At 45.0% G+C, this 25870-nt stretch carries 22 protein-coding genes; 16 read left to right on the top strand and 6 right to left on the bottom strand.

Annotated features, from left to right (window positions below; translation table 11 throughout):
• Nucleotides 1-145: 145 nt before the first annotated feature.
• From D2V93_RS05010 to D2V93_RS04995, 4 genes are all read left to right on the top strand, one after another.
• Nucleotides 146-934, top strand: a complete 789-nt coding sequence (locus tag D2V93_RS05010; RefSeq protein WP_147377367.1) for a hypothetical protein — start codon at nt 146-148, stop codon at nt 932-934.
• Nucleotides 935-973: 39 nt separating this feature from the next.
• Nucleotides 974-1315: a helix-turn-helix domain-containing protein gene (locus tag D2V93_RS05005; RefSeq protein WP_119618653.1), complete on the top strand. Its 342-nt coding sequence runs from the start codon at nt 974-976 to the stop codon at nt 1313-1315.
• A gap of 319 nt (nt 1316-1634) precedes the next feature.
• Nucleotides 1635-4739, top strand: a complete 3105-nt coding sequence (locus D2V93_RS05000) for a SusC/RagA family TonB-linked outer membrane protein (protein ID WP_119618652.1) — start codon at nt 1635-1637, stop codon at nt 4737-4739.
• Nucleotides 4740-4748: 9 nt separating this feature from the next.
• Complete coding sequence (locus tag D2V93_RS04995) at nt 4749-6317, top strand: RagB/SusD family nutrient uptake outer membrane protein (RefSeq protein ID WP_119618651.1); 1569 nt, start codon at nt 4749-4751, stop codon at nt 6315-6317.
• Between the two features lie 245 nt (nt 6318-6562).
• Here D2V93_RS04995 and D2V93_RS04990 read toward each other — a convergent pair whose 3' ends face one another.
• Both D2V93_RS04990 and D2V93_RS04985 read right to left on the bottom strand, forming a co-directional pair.
• Entirely contained in the window at nt 6563-8311 is a 1749-nt protein-coding gene (locus tag D2V93_RS04990) for a TonB-dependent receptor (RefSeq protein WP_119618650.1), read from the bottom strand.
• A gap of 12 nt (nt 8312-8323) precedes the next feature.
• Nucleotides 8324-11347: a tetratricopeptide repeat protein gene (locus D2V93_RS04985; RefSeq protein ID WP_119618649.1), complete on the bottom strand. Its 3024-nt coding sequence runs from the start codon at nt 11345-11347 to the stop codon at nt 8324-8326.
• Nucleotides 11348-11674: 327 nt separating this feature from the next.
• On the opposite strand from D2V93_RS04985, the gene D2V93_RS04980 reads away from it, so the two are divergent.
• The 4 genes from D2V93_RS04980 to ppgK all read left to right on the top strand — a co-directional run bounded on the left by D2V93_RS04980 (nt 11675) and on the right by ppgK (nt 14959).
• The gene (locus D2V93_RS04980) at nt 11675-12220 is read left to right on the top strand and encodes a LemA family protein (protein ID WP_119618648.1); all 546 of its coding nucleotides are present in this window, start codon (nt 11675-11677) and stop codon (nt 12218-12220) included.
• A 12-nt stretch (nt 12221-12232) separates the two neighbouring features.
• Entirely contained in the window at nt 12233-13330 is a 1098-nt protein-coding gene (locus D2V93_RS04975; RefSeq protein WP_119618647.1) for a DUF3137 domain-containing protein, read from the top strand.
• 96 nt (nt 13331-13426) lie between these two features.
• Complete coding sequence (locus D2V93_RS04970; protein ID WP_072877047.1) at nt 13427-14110, top strand: cell division ATP-binding protein FtsE; 684 nt, start codon at nt 13427-13429, stop codon at nt 14108-14110.
• 84 nt (nt 14111-14194) lie between these two features.
• Nucleotides 14195-14959, top strand: a complete 765-nt coding sequence (gene ppgK / locus D2V93_RS04965; RefSeq protein ID WP_072877045.1) for a polyphosphate--glucose phosphotransferase — start codon at nt 14195-14197, stop codon at nt 14957-14959.
• Here the strand turns inward: ppgK and typA are convergent.
• From typA to D2V93_RS04950, 3 genes are all read right to left on the bottom strand, one after another.
• A complete protein-coding gene (gene typA / locus D2V93_RS04960; RefSeq protein ID WP_119618646.1) occupies nt 14956-16755 on the bottom strand; it encodes a translational GTPase TypA in 1800 nt (599 codons plus the stop codon). The two genes, ppgK and typA, sit on opposite strands and share 4 nt — an antisense overlap.
• 96 nt (nt 16756-16851) lie before the next feature.
• Complete coding sequence (locus D2V93_RS04955; RefSeq protein ID WP_147377366.1) at nt 16852-17409, bottom strand: hypothetical protein; 558 nt, start codon at nt 17407-17409, stop codon at nt 16852-16854.
• 83 nt (nt 17410-17492) lie between these two features.
• Nucleotides 17493-18077, bottom strand: coding sequence for a hypothetical protein (locus D2V93_RS04950; protein WP_119618644.1), 585 nt, complete (start codon nt 18075-18077; stop codon nt 17493-17495).
• A gap of 75 nt (nt 18078-18152) precedes the next feature.
• On the opposite strand from D2V93_RS04950, the gene kdsA reads away from it, so the two are divergent.
• The 6 genes from kdsA to D2V93_RS04920 all read left to right on the top strand — a co-directional run bounded on the left by kdsA (nt 18153) and on the right by D2V93_RS04920 (nt 24467).
• A complete protein-coding gene (kdsA, locus tag D2V93_RS04945) occupies nt 18153-18971 on the top strand; it encodes a 3-deoxy-8-phosphooctulonate synthase (protein WP_119618643.1) in 819 nt (272 codons plus the stop codon).
• 163 nt (nt 18972-19134) lie between these two features.
• A complete protein-coding gene (locus tag D2V93_RS04940) occupies nt 19135-21471 on the top strand; it encodes a TonB-dependent receptor (RefSeq protein WP_119618642.1) in 2337 nt (778 codons plus the stop codon).
• 57 nt (nt 21472-21528) lie between these two features.
• Nucleotides 21529-22245 (top strand): DUF4198 domain-containing protein, encoded by a 717-nt coding sequence (locus tag D2V93_RS04935; protein ID WP_119618641.1) that lies wholly within the window; start codon nt 21529-21531, stop codon nt 22243-22245.
• A 13-nt stretch (nt 22246-22258) separates the two neighbouring features.
• Nucleotides 22259-22591: a hypothetical protein gene (locus tag D2V93_RS04930; protein ID WP_119618640.1), complete on the top strand. Its 333-nt coding sequence runs from the start codon at nt 22259-22261 to the stop codon at nt 22589-22591.
• A gap of 3 nt (nt 22592-22594) precedes the next feature.
• Nucleotides 22595-22894, top strand: coding sequence for a hypothetical protein (locus D2V93_RS04925; RefSeq protein WP_072877025.1), 300 nt, complete (start codon nt 22595-22597; stop codon nt 22892-22894).
• A gap of 4 nt (nt 22895-22898) precedes the next feature.
• On the top strand, nt 22899-24467 hold the full coding sequence (locus tag D2V93_RS04920; protein WP_119618639.1) for a PepSY-associated TM helix domain-containing protein: 1569 nt from the start codon (nt 22899-22901) through the stop codon (nt 24465-24467).
• Here the strand turns inward: D2V93_RS04920 and D2V93_RS04915 are convergent.
• Nucleotides 24464-24832: a DUF1801 domain-containing protein gene (locus tag D2V93_RS04915; RefSeq protein ID WP_119618638.1), complete on the bottom strand. Its 369-nt coding sequence runs from the start codon at nt 24830-24832 to the stop codon at nt 24464-24466. The two genes, D2V93_RS04920 and D2V93_RS04915, sit on opposite strands and share 4 nt — an antisense overlap.
• Before the next feature lie 80 nt (nt 24833-24912).
• Here D2V93_RS04915 and D2V93_RS04910 point away from each other — a divergent pair, with 80 nt between their 5' ends.
• Both D2V93_RS04910 and D2V93_RS04905 read left to right on the top strand, forming a co-directional pair.
• A complete protein-coding gene (locus tag D2V93_RS04910; RefSeq protein ID WP_072877019.1) occupies nt 24913-25521 on the top strand; it encodes a hypothetical protein in 609 nt (202 codons plus the stop codon).
• 1 nt (nt 25522) lies between these two features.
• Entirely contained in the window at nt 25523-25819 is a 297-nt protein-coding gene (locus D2V93_RS04905; protein WP_119618637.1) for a winged helix-turn-helix domain-containing protein, read from the top strand.
• Nucleotides 25820-25870 lie beyond the last annotated feature (51 nt).

Genomic DNA, 25870 nt, shown 5'->3' with positions numbered 1-25870 from the left:
TCCCTTAATGCTCTACGCATCAATTTTTTTAAGACTTGACCGAATTTCAAAGAAGCAAAACGAGTAGATGATTTCTTACTCTTTTAAGAATTTTAATACATAATAATTATTAATTTCGATGCGTTATTGTATAGCTAATTCAAATATGTCGGTTTCTTCTTATTTCCCTCAAATGGGGGAAATTGGCCTTATTAGAGAACTCATGTTTCAGGTCGCAGTTCCAAGTGAACTGAACTTACTCCACTTTATATTTATTGGAATATCCCTTTTAGGCATATGCGTGGGGAGCTACCTCATAGGCATTAAGAAAGGACATAATGTCCATATGGGCATTTTTATGATTGCCATGTCAGCCATTCTCCTTGAACTCACCCTCTTATGGTGGGATGGTGTGATGCACATTCCCAAAATCCCATTTTATTCAAGTCTTTCATTCTTATTGGGGCCTTCTCTTTTCTTATATATTGAAGGAAAAGTTTACCCCCACAGGAAAATCAAAGCCCAAAAAACAGCACTTTACTTTAGTGTTTTCTTGGTGAGCATGCTGTTGTTATTGATTTTGACAAACACGAATGACATTACTCCGAGTCAAGGATTTAAAAAAATTGGGGGACAACTCCTGAACAATGCCTATATCAAGAGTCTATATTTTGGTTTTTTTCTGACCTTGATCATTAGGCAATATGTCCATTATAGGAAACGTCTTGAAAGAATGGACCGGAATTGGGCAAAAATCCTGGTTTCATTTTTCTCCGCCATATTTATCATCTCAGTAACAAGGGCCTTGTTCGAACATGAACTATCATTTGAGCATATCACACGTTACATTGTTGCCTATTTCTTTTCAGTGTTCATCATCATGATTTCGTTCCTGTTATACCTTTTACCAACAATCATCACCCAGCCGTTACCAGCTCGTATCGATAAAAACTAGGTAAAGGAAAAATACAACAACTCAGGGCTCACTGTTGCCATGGCCCAAACCTTAAAAGGGCAGCTGATCGATGCCATGGACGATAAACTCTTTCTGGACCATACCCTATCCCTCGAAACTTTGTCCAAAAAACTCAATACAGACCGCTATAGTCTATCGCAAGTCATCAATCAAGAATTCAATAAAAACTTCTACGAGTTCATAAACGATTATCGCATTGAGGAATGCATTGCATATATTGATAAAAACCCATCACAAACAGAATCCATCACAGACATGATCTACGAGTCTGGCTTCAACAACAAAGTCTCCTTCTACAAGGCTTTCAAGAAGCGAAAAAAGGTCACTCCAGCGCAATACATCAAGAGCCTAAATGGGTAATATTCCGCCGTGGACACTCCATTTTATATTGTTAAAATTTGATATTCACATTTTATAAAAAACTGAACATCAATTTTTTATAAAATAGTAAATGTTAATACACGTCGGTAAACCATAAACCTAGGTCGGATATAAACCTGTTCCCATCACCACTCCATTATTTTACGCACGATTAAGATTAGCTCGGTCATTTTTCAAAACATTATGGGCTTAGTCTCATTTGTTTTTGTTGGATTAGTCACCCTATAAAAAAATTGACCGGCTTTTCTTGATCAAAAAACTAATTCAAAATGAATCTATTAACTAACACTCAAATTAAATGAGAACAAAAACAAAAGTATTGTTAGCACTTTTGATGGCATTTGTGGTGCACCTATCGTCCGCGCAAGAAAAGGCGATACGTGGTACGGTAACAGATGAGAACGGATCACCACTGCCAGGCGTAAACGTAGTAGTAAGGGGAACCACAAGTGGCACCCAAACCGATTTCGATGGCAACTATACACTTCAGGCAGAAGTAGGCCAGACCCTTATCTTCACCTATTTGGGCCAAAAAGAGGTCAGGGTCACTGTTGGAGCCCAAAACACCATAAACGTACAGATGGAAGAAGATGCACAGGCATTGGAAGAAGTCGTTGTGGTGGGTTACGGTGTACAAAAAAGAAAGGAAATCACGGGGGCTATTGCGAGTGTGTCCGGAGGGGACATCCAAGGTCTTGTGACCCCCAGTTTCGAAAGCCAGTTGGCCGGTAGGGCTGCTGGTGTACAGATTACCACCAACAACGGTATCATTGGGGAAGCCCCAAGAATCAGGATCAGGGGTCTGGGCTCCATAGGTTCAGGAACGTATCCTTTGGTAGTTGTGGATGGTATTCCAATTATTACTGGAGATACAGGTGGATATGCATCAACCAATGCACTTGGAAGTATCAACCCAAATGACATTGAGTCTTTCGAAATTTTGAAAGATGGTGCCGCGACCGCTATTTATGGATCTCGTGCCGCCAATGGTGTTATCTTGATTACTACCAAAAAAGGAAAAAAAGGTGCTACCCAGGTTAGCTATAACGTAGTGACCGGTTTTGCATCACCGATCAAAACATTTGACCTGTTGAACACTTCACAGTTCTTGGAAATCGCTAATGAGAAGCGTACCAACAGAGGACAAGCGCCTTGGGCCATTGGGAGTGACTATGATACTGATTGGCAAAAAGCGGTACTCAACTCAAGTGCCTTGCAAATGGACCACAGTCTTTCCGTGAACGGCGGAACGGACAGGACCAAATATTTCTTGTCCCTTGGTTTTACCGATCAAGATGGTGTGGCCAAGTCCAACAACCTGAAACGCCATAGCATCCGAACCAACCTCGAGCATGATGTATTCGATTGGTTGACTGTCGGTGGAAGCGTTGCGGTTACTAGAAGCGAGTTCAACGGACTCAACACAGGAGGAAACTCACTTTCAGGGAACATTTTTAATGCCACAAGGCAGCTTCCCAACATTCCCATATATGATCCGAACAACCCAACAGGATTCAACCTTTCCCCAGATGGAAGCGTAGTAGGTCAATGGGACAATACCGATCCTGTAGGGGATAACATATCCAACATTGCATACGTATTGGCCAACAATAAATTCCAGTCCAAGGAAAACAACACTTTGGTGAATGTATTCGGTGATGTAAAACTATTGGAAGGTCTTACCTATAGGTTCCAGGCCAGTGCCAATAATACCCTTACCAGTGGTTTTAGATATTGGAGTCCCGTCCATGGTGACGGTCGCGGATCTAATGGCAGATTGGATAATGACAACAGGGACATCCTACGTTGGAACACCCAAAACATCATAAACTATAACACCAGCATCGCCGAGGCACATAACATTGCAGTCACTGCGGTCATGGAATTTCAAAAAGACAAGAACCAATACTTCTTCGGCTCAGGTACCGATTTGTTGGATGAGTTCTACAACAAAAACTTGGTAACTGGGGCCTATGGTACCCAAACATCAGGTGGTAGCGTTACCGAAAACGGTATCAGCTCCTATGTAGGAAGGATCAGCTACAACTTCAAGGAAAGATACTTCTTGCAAGGATCTGTTCGTAGGGACGGTATCTCCAAATTGAGCGAGGCCACTCGTTGGAACAACTTTACAGGCTACTCAGCTGGTTGGAACATTGCCAATGAGGAATTTTTCAGCGGCTTGAACTCCACCGTTTCCCTCTTCAAACTTAGAGGGTCTTACTCTGAAGTAGGAAACACTGACATCGGCAACTATCCCTACTTAGGATTGACTTCTGCTTCCCAATACGGTACCTTGAACGGTATCGCGTTCACCCAATTCGGTAACGACCAATTGTTATGGGAAACCAGTAAGAAGACCGATTTCGGCGCTGATTTGGGCTTTTTTAACGATAAATTGACCTTGAGTTTTGATTACTATAAGAACGATATCGACGGTTTGATTCTTGATGTTCCTGTACCACACTCATTGGGTGTTCCTGACAACCGAATCAAGAAGAACATTGGATCCATGAAGAACGAAGGTCTTGAATTCTCTGTGAACTACACTCCTTTCAACACAGAAAACTTCAGCTGGAACGTTTCAGCGAACTTGACTCTGGATAAAAATACCGTGACCAGTATTCCTGATGGACAGGATATCATTGGAGGTACTTCTACCAACACCAACATCGCTCCCAACTTGATCATCAGGGAAGGGGAATCCATCAACTCCATTTATGGACACAGGTATTGGGGTGTAAACCCAGCCAATGGAAATCCAGTTTACTATAAAGCTGACGGTTCTTTGGTCCAAGGTAATATACCTACACAGACCTATTTTGTGTTCGACCCCAACAATCCTGAAGATTTATCAGAAGCTTCAAGCTTGAGCGCTGCGGACGATAAGTTCATCCTTGGAAACTCATTGCCCACCTACTATGGTTCTGTGATCAACAGGTTCACGTACAAGGGCTTCGATTTCAGCTTTATGTTCCGCTACAGTGGTGGCAACCATGTGTTCAATGCCACTCGTAGGGATTTGGTGACCCAGAACTTCAACAACAACTCCACCGAAATCTTGGGAAGATGGCAAAGTCCTTCAGAACCTGGAGATGGAATGACACCTATGCTTTATGCTAGCAGCAACACCTTTACCAACCTTACCGGACATGCTACCACTAGGTTCTTGGAAAAAGGTGATTTCATCAGCTTGGACAACATCACTTTGGGTTATAAACTCCCCACGAATGTTACCGAAAAGTTGAAACTAAACATGGTGAGGTTCTTCATCCAAGGACAGAATCTTTTGACCATTACAGACTACAAGGGCCTAAATCCTGAAATGGAATCCAGTGGTGTAGACATCAACGGTACACCAAGATCAAAAGTACTTTCCGTAGGTCTAAATGTTAATCTATAATTCTATAAAATGAAAAAGATATTCAAATACATCACCCTTTCCTTTTTTGGAGTTAGCGTGATTTCATGTTCTGACGAAACTGTTCTGGACTTGAGTCCTATCAACAACATCTCGTTGAGCGATGCCTTTTCATCCCCCTCTTTGATCGAAAGTTCAGTGAACGGGATGTACAATGCTGCGGCCATTGGCCAGTACAACTCGACCAACCCCAATGGTGGTCGTGGATATATCTGGGGCGCTGCCTTCGTACAACAAGGGGATAACAGAGGTGAAGACGTGGTCAACACGGCCACCTTCTACCAATTGACCTATACAGCCACTTATGACCCAACTACTGCAAACAACGTGTACTATTGGGTAGACGGTTACCGTTTGATCAATAGGGCCAATTTGGTCATTGAAGGTGTTACAACAGCAGTTGAAGCAGGCATCATCACCCAAGATGTAGCCGATGATTACATCGGACAAGCCAAATTTTTACGTGCGATTACCCATTTCGAGTTGTTGAACTTCTTTGCGAGACCCTATAACTTTTCCGCCGGAGCTTCACATCCCGGAGTTCCTTATAGGGAAGTGGGCATCGATACGCAAGGTGAAATCGACTCTGAGATCGTAAAGGGAAGAAACACCGTTGCCGAAGTTTACGAAAAGGTATTGCAAGATTTGGACGACGCTGAAAGCTTGATTACCAACACTTCGTTGACCAAAGCTTCCGCAAATGCAGCCATTGCCTTCAAAACAAGGGTTTATCTTCATATGCGTGATTGGGACAATGTTATCGTGGAAGGGAACAAACTCAATGGCAGCTATGAATTAGAAGATTCTCCAAATGGCCCTTTTATCAACAGCTATGACAATTCTGAATCCATATTCTCATTAAACCAAGCTGCTACCTTAAACCCTGGTGTGAATGCTGCCTTGGCCTCCCAATACAACCGAAGAAGGTTGGTGGCCATCAGCCCCATCATCTGGAGAGATCCAAGCTGGTTGGCAGACGATTTGCGCCGTGAGGATAATTCAACGCCAACAGATGTAGGCACTGGCATGGTATTCACCGCAGGTGGTGCCAAATTCACCTTGAAATACAAAGATGGGGTCAACTATACCGACGCCTCTCCTGTAATCCGCTATGCCGAAGTATTGTTGAACATGGCCGAGGCACAAGCCAGAAAGGCTGCTCCAGACCTGCCTGCTTCATTGGGTCTTTTGAACCAAGTAAGGGATAGGGCTTTGGCAGATCCCGCCACCCAATCCTATGTCCTTGCCGACTTTGCCAATGCCACCGAATTGGTAGGTGCCATTTTGAAAGAAAGAAGGATCGAGTTCGTGATGGAAGGCAGAAGATGGTCAGACATCCACAGACTTCAGGGTGATGACATGCATCCTATTGCCGGAATACCTCAAAAGGTAGCCAACGGAACACCTGCAGCTGACCTGTACACGCTGGGAACCCCTTACGATGGTCCTTACGGTGTACCTGCTGTTCCTTATGCTGATTTCAAATTTATTTGGCCAATTCCTCAGATAGAGGTCAATGCCAACCCAACTTTGGCAGAACAACAGAACCCAGGGTGGTAATCCAACCACCTCAATGAAAATAAAAACCCGTGGGCTTCCCCACGGGTTTTTTTATGCTGTCAATAGGACTAGTCATTATAACTCTTGACTAAAATTTAATATTTCCTGTAAAAAGACTTTCTCCCAAAGAGTAACATTGAATCTTTGATTCTCAATTCAAAATTTCTCTGGATTGCGATCGAATCAACTTTGATATAAGAAGTCTTCAATAGACACAAGGGCATTTCTTTTATCAGCCACTTTCTCTAAAAATCAAACTTATAGGATACCCCGGCCAACGCCTGAAAGCCCTGCACCCTGAAATTGGCCCAGTTTTGGTAATTGTTGTTGGCAATATTGGAAGCCTTCACAAAAATGGAAAGCTGTTCGTTGAACCGATATCCCACGTGTGCGTTGACATCAAAAAAACCATCCAAGGTCACCTGTTGGAATTGCAGCTCCGAATCAAGAGGATCGATGACCTGAGACAATAGATCATCCCTTTCCCCTACGTAGAACAGATTGGCCCCCATATACCATTGGTCACTGATTTGATAGTCCATGAACACGGAACCCTTTATTGAAGGTAAGTTCCAAGCCGGATTGTCCGTTTCGGTATCATAATCGTAGAATTCCCCATTGATCCCCAATGAAAAATTACGGTTGATGTCCACATTGATCTCCCCAAACACACCCAAGGTCTTCACATCATCATAAAACACCTGAAAGGAATTGCCATAGTAATAACTTTTCTCATCATCCCTAAAAGTATTGATGGGATTATGATAGAACAATGGCTTTCTGTTCTCGGCCATATACGAACCTTTGATGTTGTACCCCACGTTGGAGGTCAACTGACCTTTCAGTCCCAAATAGCCTTCATACTGCTGATCGGTGGGCAGAATATCCAAAGTTGGCGACACGTAAGGGTTTTCATCCACAAAATCGTGATAGGAATTCTGTTTCAACTGTCCCTCGATACCTCCATAGGCAATCACGTTCTCATCCAAGACCCGATAAGAAGCGGTCACTGCTGGGTAGATGTAGAAGTTACTGTCGCTGTTTTCTGTGTCGAGACCATACACAATATTCGCTCCCAGATTCACAGTAAGGTCATCACGCAAGATCAGGAGGCTTGGGGTCACCCCGGCCTGTAAATGGCTGTAATTGATCTCCCCTGTATTGGTCGCATTGTTCAGCGATGCATTTTTGAAATTTCCGCCCACATAATCCAACTTGGCAGAAATGGTGATCAACTCCTCGGTAACCGGAAGCTCCAAGGTCGGGTTGAGCACAATACGGTTTTCCGCAGATTCCGTGGCATCCCAAAAACGCCTTAAGAGTATGTTCCCTTGTTTGAAAAAGGAATCCTCCATGTTCAAATGGGCCTTTGCCTCAGCATTGAAATAATTTTGCTGTTCGTCCATTGAGGCAACAACATCATCGCTATAAACGTCATTCTCTATCCCATACCAGTTGTACAATTGGTGTTGGAGCCCTATACTGGCGCCCCAGTCCATGTATCTGTCCCTTTTGGCATAGGATGCGTCAAACTTTGTATCGTAGAAATCGGTGTCCAAAGGTGTGGAATCCAAATCACCCCTTGATGAATTGTGGGTCAGGCCAAAATCCAACAGGTCCTCTCCCCTATTGAACTCCCTGCTGGTATAAAAATCCACCAAGGCATTGTTATAGTTGCCCAACCCAACCGAAGCATACGAATTGTACAGTGTGGGTGGCGGTGTCTTCTTCACTCCCGAGGCCTTTCCCTTCGCTGGGGTAAAGGTGGAAGCCACCGGAACGGAAAAAATACTGTAATCTATCTTCTTTTTTTGCAGCACGATGGAGTCGTTCAGTTGGGGTGCCGATTTGATCTTAAAGGCATCCGAAACGGTAGGGGAATACGGTTTCACTACCGTTACCGTTTCTGTGCCGATATCATCGGTTTCCTGACCGAAAAGGGTTCCAAAAAGGCTCAAAAAAAGTAATGGAAATATATAGGTTCTCTTTTGCATGTTGTGTCTCGTTTAATTTTCGTTGGGATCTACGGATGAATTGCTCTCTGCTTCCTTCGTCTTGATAATGGCCAGTTCGCTCTTGGCCTCGGTGACAATCTCATCATAGTCCGAAAAATTGGAAATCACGCTTTCCAAAATGTAAGTGGCCTGGAAGGCATCTCCCAAATTGTAGAAATTTTTGGCCATGATCACCAATCCCTTTCCAGCCCATGTCTTGTAGGCCGAATAATCCTTTGCCAATTTCTGTACCGCTGTGTTGGAGGCCTCAAAATTACCTTCCTTATTTTTAAAGTAGGCATCGTAGTACCAAGCTTCGGCAGCGAGCTCCCCTGTAGCAATTTTCTTCACATCCTGATAGGCGGTCTTGGCCAATGCTTCATTTTCCGTGGCGATGGCCGAACGCGCGATCATGATCTGTGCATCGCTCTTGATCCTATCATCAATTTTGGGGGCCTTCAATACTTTTTCGGCATAGGCTATGGTCTGTCCATAATCCTTTTGTCCGTAATATCCCTTCATCAAATTGGATTGGGCAAAGGTCCTGTTCTCGGAAATATCGGCCGTGCTTTCCAATCGTTTCAGGTAGGGAATTGCACTTTGATAATCTTGTTTTTCCACATAGATCTCACAGACACGGGTCAATGCCTGCTCGGTATATTCACCGTTCCCTCCATCGGCCACTGCTTTGTACCTTGGCAGGGCCTTGTCTTTTTGCCCCTTGGCAAAATAAAGCTGGGCCAATGCAAAATTGGCACTTCCGGAATGCAGGCCGTTCGGGAACTGTTTCAAATAGTCCTCATAACCCTTGATGGCCACATCGGTCTTGCCCTCCATCTGTTTCTTTTCGGCCGATTCAAAACTGGCATTGTCAAGTTCGGAGTCGGTCACTTCCACAAAATCCAAGTTTCTGGCCCATGCGGCATATTCGCTCACCCTACCTTCGTCCACATAGACCAATTTGGCCGTTGCCACCGCCTGTTTGGCCTCTTGGGTGTTCGGATATTTCTGCACCACTTCCTTCAACTTGTCCAAAGCCTGTTGATTTCTACTGGCATTGTAGTGCACCAAACCTTGGCGCAACATGCCTTGGGGGGCAAACTTGCTCTTTGCATATTCGGCCACAAGACGGTCATAGGTCCGTAGTCCCAAATTCTCCTGATTGTCTTTGATATAGGAATTGCCGAGTTCAAAAAGGGCATCATCGCGCAGGGAAGAGTTGGGATAACGCTCCAAAAATTCGTTCAGTCCATCAATCTTGGCCGAGTTGTTGCCCAAAAATCCGTTGCTCAATGTTTTTTGAAACGCAGCATAGTCCCTTTCCGGTCCGTTCAACTTGGAAGATGCGTCGTAAGCGTTCATGGCCAACTGATATTTGCTGGTCACGAAGTAGCTGTCCCCCAAACGGAGGTACCCATCGTTCTTTCGGTCTTCATCAATGGCGTTGGAATTGACCACGTTCTTGAAATAGGCAATTGCATTGTTGTAATCCTTCAGCTTGAAGTAACAATAGCCCAGATTATAGTCCAGCTCTTCATATTCGGGCAATGCTTTGGATGCGGGAAGTTGCTGGAATTTCACAAAATCGACCAAGGCCTCCTCAAAACGGTTCAGACGATAGGCTGATTCTGCTTTCCAATATAGAGTCCTGGCCTCAAAAGTTGCGTTTTCGGCACTTTTCAGAGATTTGGAAAAACTTTCCAAGGCCGCTTCATAATCCCCATCAATAAAGAGTTCAACCCCTCGATAGTAGGCTACTTTCTGATAGGTTTCCTTACTCGCGTAGTTCTTGTTCTTCTCCAAAAGTTGCATGGCACCTTCAAAATTTCGGGAAGTGATGTACGAATCCACCAAAAGTTCTTGGATCTCCATTTGGTTTTCATCCTTTGGATATTTCTCCAGATAGTTGGTCAAGACTTGTGGGACAGGTTCGTACGCATTACCTATTTCGTAACTCAGCCTGGCGTAGTTGAGCATCGCATCTTTCTGTATCCCTGGACTGAAATCCATCTGTGAGGCATTTCGGAAAGCATTGAGCGCTTCGGATTTCTTGTCCAGCTTCAAATAGCATTCCGCCAAGTGATAGTATGCGTTCTGCGACACATTGTTGGATCCCCCAATAATCTTGTTGAACTGTTGGATGGCATTTTGGTAGTCCCCTTGCTTGTAGTGGCTATACCCCAGCAAATAGTAATCGGTGTTGTTGAACTTGCCTCTTTTTCCCTTATAGCCTTCCAAATAGGGAATGGCCTTTCCATATTGTTCCAGATTGAAATAGCTCTCACCAATGATCTTGTTGAGTTCCGATACTTCCTGCCGGTCCGATTTGGGCAACTGTTTTTCTGCCATGGCGATGGCCTCCTCGAATTTGCCCAGCTTAAAATTAAGATCGGCCTGGTAATAGGACAACTTCTCATTGAGCAACTCTGGGTCCGTAATCTGGTCAAAACGGGCACTGGCCTGGTTGTAATCGTCCTGCTCGTAGGCAATGTAACCCAGGTAGTATTTGGCCTGCGAGCCATATTTTTGTGAGGTGGTCACCTTACTGAGATACCGTTCCGCCTCGCTGGGTCTGTTGGAGGCATAAAGGGCATAACCGTTATTGAAATTGAACCGCTCCTTGTCCGCGTAGGACATGGAAGACTCATCCACTTTTTTGTACCACTTGAGGGCAAACGGGTATTTCCCCGTCTCAAAATAATAATCGGCCACGTCCAAAAAAGCGGAATTCCGCTTGGTCGACGTGGGATACCGTTCCACAAAGTCTTCCATCATTTTGTCCGCTCCGCGCTGGTTCAGCCGTATGGCGGCATTGGCGGCATAATAGGCACTATTGGCCTCCGTCTCGCCATCCTTGGTACTGGCCTTTACCGTCTGGAAAATGGACTGTGCAGCCTGGTACTGTTGGTTGTTGTACAGGGCCAGGGCATCTTGATAGGCTTTGTTTTCGTGGGTATAGATTTCGGTTTCCTGTGCACTGAGCACAAAAAAAGTTCCCAAAAAAATGGGAAACACAAAGAGGTTTTTTCGATTCATAGTGTTCTACGCTGTTCTCGACTGACTTTACTCATAACGTCAAAATTAAGGCCAAAGTATGTTTGGTGTGCAATATGTCCGATTTTCAATAGGTAAGATCCGTAGTATTTCCAATTATGATTACTTTTATTCCGAAAAGCTCAATGACCTCTAGAGCTTTTGGTTATCAAAAATAGCAATGTTGTTGATATGAAACCTCTACGGAGGCAACCATTGTTTTTGAAGACAATTCCATAACCCCACAGCACTGGTTTTAGACAACAACCTCTTCAGTCTTGGACCGATATATTGTCTACATCTGAATCTTAATCCTAAAACAAGGAACGAATGACCTACGCCATCATCATTTTTGGAGCCCTGTTGCTCTTAGCCATTTTTCAGTTCAACAATCTTATTGCAAAAAAGAACAAGGTGCACGAAGCCTACAGCAGTATTGATGTAATGCTCAAAAAAAGAACGGACTTGATCCCCCGCCTCATCAACACCGTCAAGGGACATATGGAGCACGAACGGGCAACCCTGACAGAAATCACACAACTTCGGGAAAAAATCATGTCTGAAAAAATACTGACCAATGACCGATTTAAATGGGAAAACCAGTTGGGGATGCTATTGGGAAACCTGCACATAAGGGCAGAAGCCTATCCAGAACTCAAGTCGAGTGAAAACTTCCTCATGCTCCAGGTCAGCCTGAACGAGGTGGAAGAACAGCTTTCAGCGGCCCGAAGGGCCTACAATTCGGCTGTGAATGCCTTCAACAATGCCTTGGAGATGTTCCCTTCCAATGTAATGGGCAAAATGATGGGATATTCCCCAAAAACGCTGTTCACCATAGAGGACGAAGAAAAAAAGGCCCCAGAAGTTTCCTTCTAATACGATTTGGGTATGGAAAATTCCAAAAGTATCAAAAATGAGTTGCTGCCCTTGCTCCATCAGGCCGAAAAACTGAGAAGAAAACAGCGCTTTTATAAAATAGGTGGCAATCTGTTCATACTCACATTCGTATTGGGCCTCTTTTTCCTGCCCGCGGTCACCTATTTCAACAATGTGTGGATCACCGAAATATTCCGTGGCAGTTCTGGGGCAACCTTCCAAGTTTTTTTGATCTTGTATTGGGTGCTCTATTTCGTTTTCATGACAAAAGCGAACCGCATCGGTATTACATACAAACAACTGGAAAGGGAAATCTTACAACCCATATTGGACAACATCACCCCTGGGCTAAAGTTCAGTCCACAAAAACAGATTACCTCAGAGGCCATTACCAAAAGTGAGTTGATGCCCACCTATACCCAGGCACCGGGCACTAAAAACAAGCAACAAAAGGTATATAACATGAGTACTGGTCTCGCAGCGGGCAAGGTCGGGGACACCTCTATTGTTATGGGGGACGTAAAAATCATCAACCAAAGCTTTTTTGGCTCCTATTTCATGTACATCCCATTCCTCGTCCATCTCCATGTTGCCTATAACTACCTTAGGCCCTGGTTTTCCAAGAACCACTCCATTGACCAGACAGGATACAGTTTTATGGGTATGTACGCCATCATCGATTTCAACAAAAAGATCAATGGCAGCACAATCGTATTGCCGGACAAGCTCGAAAAAAAAATCGGTTATTTGGCCAAGACCATCCAATCCCTCAAGCTCAACCGAAAACAACTCATCAACCTTGAACATCCCGAGTTTGAGAATGAATTTGTGGTCTATGGTACCGACCAAGTAGAGGCACGCTATATTCTTTCAACGGCTTTCATGGAACGGATCACATTCTTGAAAAGAAAAATGGACAGGCCCATCATGCTATCGTTCCATGGCGATAAGTTGTACATGGCCATTCAACATCCTGACGGTTTTTTTAGCCTTCCGCAAGGCAAGGACCTGACTCGTTCCAATGCTTTTGAATCGTTCGCAGAAAACATTTCCAATGTCCTTGGCATTGTGGAAGACCTCAATCTAAATTCGAAAATCTGGAAAGGTTGATTTTTCCTATTTGTTGAAAAAATTGGTCTTTAACCTTAAATTTTGATTCCGATCACTTAATTTCAAATACTTTTGTATCGCTTTTGAAATCAAATTATGCCCGAGACCATCGTAAAATTAGAGGATGTTGCCGTATTCCAAGATGAGAACCTAGTACTGAACCATATCGACCTTGAAGTAAAGAAAGGCGAGTTTGTGTATGTGATAGGAAAAACCGGCAGTGGCAAGAGTAGTTTTATGAAGACCCTCTATGCCGACCTTCCCCTCAGGCAAGGGACCGGGCAAGTAGTTGATTTTGACCTTAAAACCCTCAAAGAAAAGGACATTCCCTTTCTGCGAAGGAAACTGGGCATCGTTTTCCAGGATTTCAAGTTGCTGCCCGACCGCAACGTGAACAACAACCTTCGCTTCGTACTAAAAGCGACCGGATGGACGGAGGCCGCAAAAATGGATGAAAAAATCGAGGCGGTACTGGATAAGGTCGGTATGAAGACCAAGGGATTCAAATTCCCACACGAACTTTCTGGTGGGGAGCAACAGCGCATTGCCATAGCCCGTGCCCTACTGAACGACCCAGAGCTCATCCTTGCCGACGAGCCTACGGGAAACTTGGACCCCCAGACCAGTGTGGAAGTTATGAAAGTGCTCCAGGACATCAACCAGAATGGACGTACCATTATCATGGCCACCCACGACTATGCCCTTATCCTCAAATATCCCCACAAAACCTTAAAATGCGACGAAAGCAAGGTTTTTGAAGTGGTCCAAAAGGCCATATGACCCCTATTTCGGGATTAGACACCGACTAAATCTTAGGACCCGAAAAGTTTTTTGTTTCTTTGCCTAAACAAAAAACTTCCGTTTATGGAAATTCTTGGTATCGATATAGGAGGAAGCGGCATCAAAGGTGCCCTCGTGAATGCCGAAACCGGCGAAATGTTGACTGAACGTTTCCGTATCCCAACACCAAAATCCAAAAAGCCCCAAGCGATGGCCGAAGTGGTGGCCCAGATCGTAGAGCATTTCAATTATAGTGGTCCCGTAGGCTGTGGTTTTCCTTCCATTGTAAAAAACGGCGTGTGCCTTTCCCAGGGAAACCTTCACAAAAGCTGGGTGGGCGTGAACATCGATGAACTCTTCACCGAAACCACTGGACAGGAATTTACGGTCCTGAACGATGCCGATGCTGCCGGGTATGCCTCCATGAACTACGGTGTGGGAAAAGGTAAGAACGGACTGGTGATCATGATCACCATTGGCACAGGACTTGGCAGTGGTGCCTTTTTCAACGGGGTGCTCATCCCTAATTTTGAACTGGGGCAGATTCCCTATAAAAAACACAAGAAAATTGAGAGTTGGGCCGCAGCTTCGGCCAAGGACAGGGAAGACCTCGACTTCAAAAAATGGGGCAAGCGTTTCAACAAGTTCTTAAAATTGGTCGAACTGATCGTAAGTCCTGACCTCATCATCGTTGGTGGTGGAACCTCAAAAGACTGGGACGAGTTCAGTCATATCATTGACATAGACACCCCAGTGATAAAGGCGGAACTGATGAACCACGCCGGAATCATAGGTGCGGCCGTGGCCTGCCTAAGGGAGCAGCACCACGGGCATCTGACCAAAGGTTAAACCACCTTGTTTCGCTTTCTATCTACCTCTTTTAGATAAATCTTCCGAATCCTAAGATGTTTTGGGGTCACTTCGACATATTCGTCCTTCTGGATATATTCGAGGGCCTCTTCCAAGGAAAACTTGATAGCAGGTACAATTTTCGCCTTTTCATCCGCTCCTGAAGATCGGACGTTGGACAGTTTTTTGGTCTTGGTCACATTCACCGTCATATCATCGCCACGGGAATTCTCCCCGATTACCTGGCCTTCATAGATATCCTCTCCCGGGTCAATAAAGAACTTGCCACGTTCCTGTAGCTTGTCGATGGAATATGGAATGGCGGTACCATTTTCCATGGATACCAATGAACCGTTCAATCGCTGGGGAATGTCCCCTTTCAAGGGTTGATATTCCAAAAAGCGGTGTGCCATAATGGCCTCTCCCGCCGTTGCGGTCAACAATTGGTTTCGTAGACCGATAATCCCACGGGACGGGATGAGGAACTCACAGAGCATTCGGGAACCTTTGGCTTCCATGCTGGTCATCTCTCCTTTTCGCATCGATACCATTTCCACGGCCTTTCCTGAAACTTCTTCAGGCAGGTCAATGGTCAAATGTTCCACTGGCTCGCATTTTACACCATCAATCTCCTTGATGATTACTTGCGGCTGTCCTATCTGGAGCTCGTAGCCTTCCCTTCTCATGGTCTCGATCAATACCGAAAGGTGCAATACCCCACGGCCAAAGACCATAAATTTATCGGCACTACCTGTTTCCTGTACCCTAAGGGCCAAGTTCTTTTCCAGCTCTTTTTCCAAACGCTCCTTGATGTGTCTTGAGGTCACAAACTTCCCATCCTTTCCAAAAAATGGACTGTCGTTAATGGTAAAGAGCATACTCATGGTAGGCTCATCAATGGCAATGGTCTTCAATTGCTCTGGGTTTTCAAAATCGGCCACGGTATCACCGATTTCAAAACCTTCCACCCCCACTATGGCACAGATATCACCCGCTACCACCTCTTGTACTTTTTGGCGTCCCAGACCTTCAAAGGTGAAGAGTTCCTTCACTTTGGTCTTGATGATTTTTCCATCCCTTTTTACCAAGGATATGTTCTGTCCTTCCTTGAGTGTGCCTCTCTGCAATCTTCCAATGGCAATACGGCCGGTAAATGAAGAGTAATCCAAAGAAGTGATCAACATTTGTGTGGTACCTTGCTCTGGCTTGAACTCGGGCACATGCTCAATGACCATGTCCAAAAGCGGTTCGATGTTCTGGGTCGGCTTTTGCCAATCCGTACCCATCCAGTTGTTCTTTGCGGAACCATATACCGTTGGGAAATCCAACTGCCACTCCTCTGCCCCAAGCTCGAACATCAAATCGAATACTTTTTCATGGACTTCTTCGGGCGTACAGTTTTCCTTGTCCACCTTGTTGATGACCACACAGGGCTTCAGACCAAGGTCGATGGCTTTTTGGAGTACGAAACGGGTCTGTGGCATGGGGCCTTCGAAGGCATCCACCAACAACAGAACCCCATCGGCCATATTGAGTACACGCTCCACTTCGCCACCGAAATCGGCGTGCCCAGGAGTATCTATAATGTTAATTTTTGTATCCTTGTACACCACGGAAACGTTCTTGGACACAATAGTGATCCCTCGTTCCCGCTCCAGGTCATTGTTGTCCAATATCAGATCACCCTTGTTCTCGTTGTCTCGGAACAATTGGCAATGGTACATGATCTTATCCACCAAGGTGGTCTTACCGTGGTCAACGTGGGCAATGATTGCAATATTTTTGATTTTGGACATAACCTGATTTTAAGGGCGCAAAGATACTGCTATTTTCCACTTGTCCATACATCCAAATGTTATTTTTATCTTATTGATTTTGTGGTAGTTTCATAACTACAGACCCACACACCAGCGTTTTTCGCTAATGATCCACCCGATGCTGAGGTTCACTACGGGATGAACGGCCCCTTTGAATGGACCTGCATAGTAGCCCGCACCTGCATCAATGGAAAAGCTAAGCCCCGAATTGTAACTGCGTTGGATGCCATAGACGAGACCACCATACCCGTGCACTCCATCCACCAGTCGCCCCTCCACTGTTCGTTCGCCTGGGGAAAAAAGGGCCACGGTGGGTGCGATATAATTGCCTGAGTTTCCATAAATGGACCTTCTGCGGTGGTAGCGTCCGTCAAAATTGTGGTAGTAGCGGTACTGGGCCGTAATGGCGGGAAAGAAATCCAAATTTTCAAGAGGTTCGGCACTGGCGGGTTCCAAGGCCACTTGCCATGCCACCCGAAAGTCCAGGGTACTGTTCACTCCCACCCCCATTTCATACTCAAGGCCGGGATTGAAGATGTTCAGTTTTATTTGGCGTATCTCACAGTTCTTGCCATATTGGGCATGGCCCAACATTCCGCAGAACAACATTGCCAACAATAGGAAGCGGCACATAGTAGGTCAATTTGGTAATCTTATAACAACAGCTTTCGCAAAATAGTATCCGAAGCTGAAGATATCTTTGGTTGTGCCAAGTACTAATCGAATACAGGTTCCCTCGATTTTCGTTTGGTAGCGACCCATCCGAAGGTAAAATGGATCAATGGGCCATAGCCGTCGGGAACGCCATCGCCTTTGTAAAGTCCTGCTCCCAGTTCCGCATTAAAATTGAACCCATTCTTATACGTCCGTTGGATGCCATACACCATCCCATAAAAACCAAGGTTGAAATCCTTTGGACCTTCAATGTTGGTGGACACCCGCAGTTGTGAAAAGAAAATGGCCTGTGCCGCAGCGATATAGTTCCCCGAATTCCCTGAAACATTCTTATCCATGTCTATCCGTCTTTGGAAATTGTGGTAATAGCGATATCGGTTGTTCATGGTCAACCCAAATGCATAGCCTTCTTCATACGTGGCCGTAGCCAAGCCCAATCCGGTAGAGATGCTTTGGTTCCTGAACAATCCCAATTCGTAACTGAATCCTGGGCTTAGCAGGTCGAACCTGACCTGATGCCGTTCCAGATTGACCAGGTCAAACGTTCTGCCCCGCTCTTGGAACTGGGCAAGAGCTCCAAAACAGCTTAAGATCAATAAAGCAAAAATGAGTAGTTTTTGGATCATGACTGATGGTTTTGTTGGCAATAAATCTAAAAAGGTTACCAAGCTTATGTAGTATATTTGTGCAAACTTTAAGAAATGGACATCACCAAAATACCCCAGATAAAACATACGAACAGCAACAACTTTTTCCTCTTGGCGGGACCTTGCGCCATTGAAGGAGAGGATATGGCCATGCGGATTGCCGAAACTGTGGTTTCCATTACGGACAAACTGCAGATTCCCTATGTGTTCAAAGGAAGTTTTAAAAAGGCCAACCGTAGCCGTATCGATTCCTTTACCGGTATTGGGGATGAAAAGGCCTTGAAAATCCTCAAAAAGGTCTCAGATACTTTTGGGGTACCTACTGTAACGGACATCCATGAAATTTCGGATGCCGCCATGGCCGCCGAATATGTGGATGTGCTTCAAATTCCTGCTTTTTTGGTACGCCAGACCGATTTGGTGGTGGCCGCTGCCGAAACCGGGAAGGTGGTCAACCTAAAAAAAGGACAGTTCATGAGTCCTGAGAGCATGAAACATGCGGTGACCAAAGTCACCGAAACAGGCAACGAACAGGCCATTATCACCGATCGTGGCACCATGTTCGGCTACCAGGACATGATTGTGGATTTTCGGGGCATACCGACTATGAAACAATATGCCCCTGTGGTTCTGGATGTGACCCACTCCTTGCAACAGCCCAATCAATCCTCAGGTGTAACGGGCGGAAGACCCGCCTTGATAGGCACCATGTCCAGGGCCGGTATTGCTGCCGGTGTGGACGGACTTTTTATGGAAACGCATTTCGACCCAGCGAATGCAAAAAGTGATGGCGCCAACATGCTGGACCTAAGTTTATTGGAAAAATTACTGACCGACCTCACAGCGATCAGAACTACCATCAACTCACTTTAAGACACATTTTTTTGATTTTACATGTTTTTAATTAATTGAAAAACAATTAGTTAATAACTATTTCACATTTTATTTATAATTAGTCTAAATATTTTTTGCACAGACAAGTGTTGGGATTTACATTTGCAACCGAAATTTATTTAGACCAATTATAAATAGAAAAATGAAGAATATACTACTCATCCTTAGCTTTGTCACATTTTATACTTCGCTGGCCCAAACCGGCAGCATTTCGGGCAAAGTGACCGATCAAAGAAACAATCCATTGGCCAATGTGAACATTGCCCTTTCCAACACCAGTCTAGGAACAACCTCGGACAACTCAGGAAATTACAAGATCGAAGATTTGGCTCCCGGATCGTACACCCTTACGTTTTCCATGATCGGGTACACTACACAGACCGCTTCAGTAAGGGTAAATGCCAATAATATCACAAATGCTCCCTTGGTTGTGCTGGCCGAAAAACAGGAACAACTCAATGAAGTGATTGTGGAAGGCCATCAAAACAAATATGTGGAAAACAAACCGTCCACTTCCCTTCGTCTGAAAACAGAGTTGGTGAAACTTCCGCAAAATGTTCAGGTGATCAGCAGCGAGCTTCTCCAGGACCAACAGGTCACGACCATCATGGACGGACTTACGCGTAATGTCAGTGGGGTTACCATGTTGGAGCACTGGGGCCAATTTGCCCGAATCAACATGCGCGGTTTCCGCCTACCAGCATTCCGAAACGGTGTGAACGTGCAGGACAGCTGGGGACCTTTGGCCGAAGACATGAACACTGTGGAGCGCATCGAATTTGTGAAAGGTCCTGCCGGTTTCATGATGTCCGCCGGCGAACCTGGTGGTTTCTATAATGTGGTCACCAAAAAACCAACGGAACAATTTATCGCGAATGCGTCTTTTTCTGCAGGAAGTTTTGACTTTTACCGCGGCACCGTGGACGTGGGTGGAAAAGCATCCAGTAACGGAAAACTGCTTTATCGCTTCAATGCCATGTACCAAACCACCGACAGCCACCGTGGCAATGAACAAGCTGACCGATTTGGATTCGCTCCTGCCCTAACCTATAAAATCAGTGATAAAACCTCCATCACTGCTGAAATGAACCTTCAGGATGCAGAGTCTTTCCTTGGGGCAGCATACATTTTTGGCCCTGTAACAGATGGCTATGGCAGTTTGCCCCGCGATTTCAACTTTGTGGATACCAACTATCCCAAGACTGACATCCAAGAGGTCACATTCTTCTTGAACGCCAAACACGAGTTTTCGGATAACTGGAGCGTAGAGGGACAATTGGCCTATCTGCGATATGATCAAGTTGGAAACTCTGCATGGATCGCAGGACTGGATAGCGATACCGGAGATGTGATCAGATCCATTTCCCAATGGGATGCATTGTCTGTGGGCAAGTATGCACAATTGTATATCAATGGGGCCTTCCAAACAGGAACTATATCACACAAGATCCTAGGTGGTTTGGATTTCAGTGAAAAGGCCTATTGGGCAGATTTCTCAACCACCCTTCCTGTGGACACCACTACGCCATTCAATATTTACAATCCTCAATATGGAGTGGTATTCCCTGAATTTGACCGCTCGGTGAACGTCCAATATCGCAATGGTGGACGACCATATAGTGCCAATACTGTGCGAGGGTACTACCTTCAAGATGAGATTGGTTTCTTGGAAGACAAAATCCGCCTGACATTGGCCGGACGATACACCAATCTTTACACCCAGGGGAAAACCGAGCACGATAATGTGGTCACACCCCGTGTAGGCCTTAGTGTGGACATATTGCCCGACTTGGCCATTTATGGACTTTACGACCAATCCTTCTTGCCACAGGCCGGTATCAGTGCCGACTTGGAACCATTGAACGACCCTGTGGATGCCAACGATATTGAAGGGGGTATCAAAAAGACATTCTTCAATGGTAGGTTGAGGACTTCTTTGGGAGCCTTCCAGATCACCAAGGAGAACATTTTGACCGGTGACCCTGAAAACCCCAACTATTCCATTTATTTGGGTGAGGTCCAATCTAAAGGTATCGAGTTTGACCTTCAAGGACAGGTGACACCAGAACTCAATGTGGTGTTGAACTATGCAAACACCAAAGTTGAGGTGACTAAGGACACCAATCCTGACAGGGTCGGCACACGGGTGGCCGGACACGCCAAGCACGTGACCAATGGATGGTTGAACTACAATTTTGCCCAAACCTCTGCTTTGAAAGGATTTGGGGCCTCATTGGGCTACCAATACCAAGTGGACCGTTCCACGTGGGCCTGGGCCGCTGATAACCAATCCGATCTTCCTGATTATTTCAGGCTGGACGGTGCACTATCATGGAGGAACAGCAACTTTAGGGTACAATTGAACATCAACAACATTTTGGATGAATACCTGTACTCCGGGGCCAACTATGGTTCATACCTGTACTGGCAGTCGGAACCAGGCATCAACGGAAGAATCACCGTAGCCTATACCTTTTAATCTGTACAATTCCACCAAAGGCCCATGTCATCGCATGGGCCTTAAAATGTAAACATCATGAAAAACAAACTTTTATTCCTTTTTATCAGCCTTTTTGGGGCCATGACCGCACAAGCACACTACCTCTGGTTGGAGACCAAAGGCACCGGCAAGCTGGGCGAAAAGCATGAAATCCGTGTCCATTACGGAGAATACACCTATGGTGTCATCGAACAAGTGGAAGGAGAGGCTTTTCCCTTGGTGTCCAAATTCAAGCTATGGCTCATTGCTCCTGACGGATCCAAAACAGAACTCAGCACCGAAGCTAAAGAAGACCATTATGTGGCCTATTTTACCCCTTTCCAAGATGGGGTTTATACGGCAGCCCTCAACAATAATGAAATCAATGTGATCGATTATACCCAATATGACTTTGGTATCTTCAAAACACATTACCATTCCACTGCGAAGGTCCAGGTTGGAAACACCGATGCCGATACCCAAACAGCCAATCCAAATGGAATTGTGGTGAAACAATTGGCCAACGATGGGGAAGAAATCAAGCTTCAAGTCCTGTACAAAGGACAACCTTTGGCCAAAAACGAGCTTCAGGTCTATGTTGCCGACCTTTGGTCAAAAACCCTCTACACCGATGACAATGGAGAAGTTACCTTCGGCCTGCCCTGGGAAACCAAATACATTGTGGAGACCACAACCAAGGAAGAGGTTCCCGGAACCTACAATGGTGAAGATTACCAGTTCATTTGGCACTGTGCCACCTATTGCATAAAATAATACGGATACCCACATGGCCACTGGAATCACATTGCTCATTTTTATCGGTTTTTACCTTTTGTACGGTACGTCCCAAAAGATGGCCATGGCAGGTAATCTTGGTCTTGAAAAATGGATCGGTGGGCATGCAAGGATCTCCAAATATTCCGGCTCGGCCCTTCTGATCATTTCATTGGGGCTAAGCTGCCTGTATTGGGGTGCAGCCTCCGGTACGTTCACTTATTTTGTCATTCTGATGACCATTGCCAGTCTGGTCGTCCTACTGGCCCCTTTGCGAATACTGAACCCTTGGTTTTTGACCTTGACCCTCGTTTTATCCATCATCTGCGAAATTGTTTTGTTCTAGTCTATGCCCGCCAACAAAAAATACCTGACCCCATCGCCTTGGCATCGGTTTGCCAAGATCACGGCTGCAATTTTGGGGGGGCTAATGGTCTCCGTACTGTTCCACATGGCCTTGGCCAGTTGGTTCAACCATGTGACCGTGATCATCACCAGTACTTTTTCCGCCTTTATCTTATGGGCCGTTTTGATGGTCGTGGGATTTCTGGGCAAAAACGGATGGAAAATCTGGGGCATTTACCTGTTGACCTCACTTTTGCTCGGGGTCATTTTTTATTTTGGCAACCAAACCAATCCTATCATCTGACCCTATGGGAAACCGAATCTATAATATCTTGTTCCACACGCACACGGTCAGCGGTATCGTCATCAGTGTGGGCCTATACGTGATTTTTTTTGCGGGATCGTTTTCCTTTTTCAGGGACGAGATCACCAACTGGCAGCGAGGACACAATGTTTCCTTGGCTGATGAGATTCCGGGGAGTATTGATGGCTATTTGAACGACCTTTCCAAAGACCACAACCTGTATGGGAGGGATGTGGAGCTCTACCACTATTTCAACGAACGGAACATATCCGTCAGCCTGACCGCCTCCAAGGATTCCCTGGCCAAAGAGGAGGACAAGGCCCGCGTATTTTTCTATGTGGATACGGAAGACAAGAGCACTGGGGATTACCGGGGCTCGTACCACTTGGGCGAATTTCTATATCGTCTGCACTTTCTGGACCAAATCCCCTACCCTTACGGCAGATATTTGTCCGGCTTTGTGGCCTTCTTTTTCCTTTTTGCCATTATCACAGGGATTTTGGTGCATTGGGACAAGATCATTTCCAATTTTTACACATTCAGGCCGTGGGCCAAGATCAAAACGATTTGGACAGATGCCCATACGGCACTTGGCGTGATAGGTTTTCCTTTTCAGTTTGTGTATGCCGTGACGGGAGCTTTCTTCCTATTGAAAGGCCTCTTGATCCTTCCCGTAGTGATGGGATTCTACGATGGCGACCAGAACAAACTCTTTGAAGACTTGGAATACAACCATCCTGAATATGCTTTTTACAACGAAAGGCTTGAAGGTCCCATCAGCGTAGATCCCCTCATTGCAAACGTCAAAGAGGAGTGGCCCGATTTTAGGGTCACGGAGGCCCACATCTTCAATTATGGAGATCAAAACATGCACGCTTCCATCAGCGGATATCTGGGCCGTGGGACCAAATTGAACGGTCTGGGCCATCGGATATACAAAGTTGCGGATGGTTCCGTAGTGGAAGAAAAGGTGCCTTTGACGAACGATTCTTATCTGGACGGCGTCAAGAACATGATGTTCCGTTTGCACTTTGGCGATTATGGAGGCTATGGCCTGCGGGTCATTTCCTTTGTCCTCGGATTGGTTTCCTGCTTTGTGATCCTCTCCGGGATCATGATCTGGTTGGTGGCACGGGACAAAAAGAACATCCCTGAAAAACGACGCAAGTTCAACCATCAAGTGGCGAACATCTATATGGCCATCTGCCTTTCCATGTATCCCGTGACCGCCTTGGAATTCATTATCGTGAAGTTTGCCAACCATGTGGACATGGCCTTCATGTACCGCACCTATTTCCCTATCTGGTTGGTGGCATCCCTCTTTTTCATCTTCAAAAAGAACATTGCCTTTACCAACAAATGGACACTGATCTTGGGAGGTGTGCTGGGACTTATAATACCCATTGCCAACGGTGTGGCTTCCGGTAATTGGATATGGTTCTCCATTGCCAACGAACAGTACCATATGCTTTTGGTGGATCTGCTCTGGCTGTTCCTTGGCCTGACCACGCTTTGGATCGCTTTTTTTAAGTTGAAACCCAAAAAGGGTGAATTTGTGCCGAGCAAAGGTTAATTTTTATAAAACCCTTTGTCCCGAAGTGAGTAGGCTTCCTTCAACACATCAACAAGAACGGCATCATCGATTTCCTCCAAGGTAATGTAGCGTAGCGATTTGACCACTTTTCTCTTCTCTGTGGTCATCTTATCCAAATGAAGGGTCAAGTGGGCCGAACTCCAAAAGGCGATATCCACATATCTCTTCTTTTGGGAAACATTCAAATAACAAATGGGCTGTTTGTCCACATAAAAGCAAGGGATGCCCCATTTGTACTTCATATCCACCTTGGGCACGACTGCTTCAATGACAGCCTTTAAGTGCATCAAAATGCTCCTAAAAGGTTCTTTCTGATGTAAGATGTACTCTTCGGCTGGGTTCATGGGTTAAAATTAACCCAATATTCAAAAAAATTATTTTTGTTCAGATTTTATTTTAACTTTGAATTTCAAAGTACTTTATCATGGATTCAAAAAAATATTTGGACGACATCTCCCAGATCAAGGACATGATGAGTCGTTCTTCCCGTTTTATATCACTTACAGGGCTATCGGGCATTCTGGCAGGAATATATGCCATTACGGGGGCTACAGTAGCCTACCTATTTCTTCTGCCCAATGACTATGAAATATTGATTGTTGATAGTCTAAAGTTTAAATCAATCCTGGGAATCTTGATTTTGGTTGCGGTGCTCAGTTTTGTGACAGCCTATTTATTGACCACCAGAAAGGCCAAACGGAACAACGAGAAAATCTGGGATGAAACTACTAAAAGACTTCTAATAAACTTTTTTGTTCCCATGGTTACCGGAGGCATCTATATCTTGATAAAATTGAACAGTAGACATTATGGCCTGACTGCCTCCTTGATGTTGATCTTCTATGGTTTGGCTCTCGTCAACGCTTCAAAATACACCATAGGCACCGTCCAGTATCTGGGTTATAGTCAAATTGTCTTAGGATTGATCTGTGCAGCGTTTCCTGGTTATGGATTTTGGTTTTGGGTACTTGGATTTGGTGTTTTGCACATTGTTTATGGTACAATAATGCATTTTAAGGAAGATAGGAAGTAATATGGGGCTCATTGACAATATCAACAAACTTTTTGATCACCGCATTCGTTTGGGCATCATGTCCATATTAATGATCAATGACGATGTTGATTTCAATCGGCTCAAGGAACTTTTGGATGTCACGGACGGTAATTTGGCAAGCCATACGAAGACCTTGGAAAATGCGGAATACATCAAAATTGAAAAAGCGTTCATCGGGAAGAAACCCAACACCAAATATTTCATTACCCCTTTGGGCAAACAAGCTTTTAAAAAACATATTGATGCCTTGGAAGATCTAATCAGAAACCCTAAATAAATTTTTTTTATCAATTCACTTTGATTTTCAAAGTACTTTAATTTTATAATT

It is taken from the genome of Flagellimonas taeanensis (genome assembly GCF_003584105.1).
GTDB lineage: Bacteria > Bacteroidota > Bacteroidia > Flavobacteriales > Flavobacteriaceae > Flagellimonas > Flagellimonas taeanensis.
The sequence above is the reverse complement of the archived record's forward strand: the minus strand, read 5'-3'. Positions and strand labels throughout refer to the sequence as shown.

Coding starts and splice junctions, on each gene's coding strand:
- D2V93_RS05000 (WP_119618652.1), top strand. CDS start 1,635: ATGAGAACAAAAACAAAAGTATTGTTAGCACTTTTGATGGCATTTGTG.
- D2V93_RS04905 (WP_119618637.1), top strand. CDS start 25,523: ATGGGGCTCATTGACAATATCAACAAACTTTTTGATCACCGCATTCGT.
- D2V93_RS04940 (WP_119618642.1), top strand. CDS start 19,135: ATGAAGAATATACTACTCATCCTTAGCTTTGTCACATTTTATACTTCG.
- D2V93_RS04970 (WP_072877047.1), top strand. CDS start 13,427: ATGCCCGAGACCATCGTAAAATTAGAGGATGTTGCCGTATTCCAAGAT.
- D2V93_RS05005 (WP_119618653.1), top strand. CDS start 974: ATGGCCCAAACCTTAAAAGGGCAGCTGATCGATGCCATGGACGATAAA.
- D2V93_RS04930 (WP_119618640.1), top strand. CDS start 22,259: ATGGCCACTGGAATCACATTGCTCATTTTTATCGGTTTTTACCTTTTG.
- D2V93_RS04995 (WP_119618651.1), top strand. CDS start 4,749: ATGAAAAAGATATTCAAATACATCACCCTTTCCTTTTTTGGAGTTAGC.
- D2V93_RS04920 (WP_119618639.1), top strand. CDS start 22,899: ATGGGAAACCGAATCTATAATATCTTGTTCCACACGCACACGGTCAGC.
- D2V93_RS04980 (WP_119618648.1), top strand. CDS start 11,675: ATGACCTACGCCATCATCATTTTTGGAGCCCTGTTGCTCTTAGCCATT.
- ppgK (WP_072877045.1), top strand. CDS start 14,195: ATGGAAATTCTTGGTATCGATATAGGAGGAAGCGGCATCAAAGGTGCC.
- D2V93_RS04925 (WP_072877025.1), top strand. CDS start 22,595: ATGCCCGCCAACAAAAAATACCTGACCCCATCGCCTTGGCATCGGTTT.
- D2V93_RS04990 (WP_119618650.1), bottom strand. CDS start 8,311: ATGCAAAAGAGAACCTATATATTTCCATTACTTTTTTTGAGCCTTTTT.
- D2V93_RS04975 (WP_119618647.1), top strand. CDS start 12,233: ATGGAAAATTCCAAAAGTATCAAAAATGAGTTGCTGCCCTTGCTCCAT.
- D2V93_RS04950 (WP_119618644.1), bottom strand. CDS start 18,077: ATGATCCAAAAACTACTCATTTTTGCTTTATTGATCTTAAGCTGTTTT.
- kdsA (WP_119618643.1), top strand. CDS start 18,153: ATGGACATCACCAAAATACCCCAGATAAAACATACGAACAGCAACAAC.
- D2V93_RS04985 (WP_119618649.1), bottom strand. CDS start 11,347: ATGAATCGAAAAAACCTCTTTGTGTTTCCCATTTTTTTGGGAACTTTT.
- D2V93_RS04955 (WP_147377366.1), bottom strand. CDS start 17,409: ATGTGCCGCTTCCTATTGTTGGCAATGTTGTTCTGCGGAATGTTGGGC.
- D2V93_RS04910 (WP_072877019.1), top strand. CDS start 24,913: ATGGATTCAAAAAAATATTTGGACGACATCTCCCAGATCAAGGACATG.
- typA (WP_119618646.1), bottom strand. CDS start 16,755: ATGTCCAAAATCAAAAATATTGCAATCATTGCCCACGTTGACCACGGT.
- D2V93_RS04915 (WP_119618638.1), bottom strand. CDS start 24,832: ATGAACCCAGCCGAAGAGTACATCTTACATCAGAAAGAACCTTTTAGG.
- D2V93_RS04935 (WP_119618641.1), top strand. CDS start 21,529: ATGAAAAACAAACTTTTATTCCTTTTTATCAGCCTTTTTGGGGCCATG.
- D2V93_RS05010 (WP_147377367.1), top strand. CDS start 146: ATGTCGGTTTCTTCTTATTTCCCTCAAATGGGGGAAATTGGCCTTATT.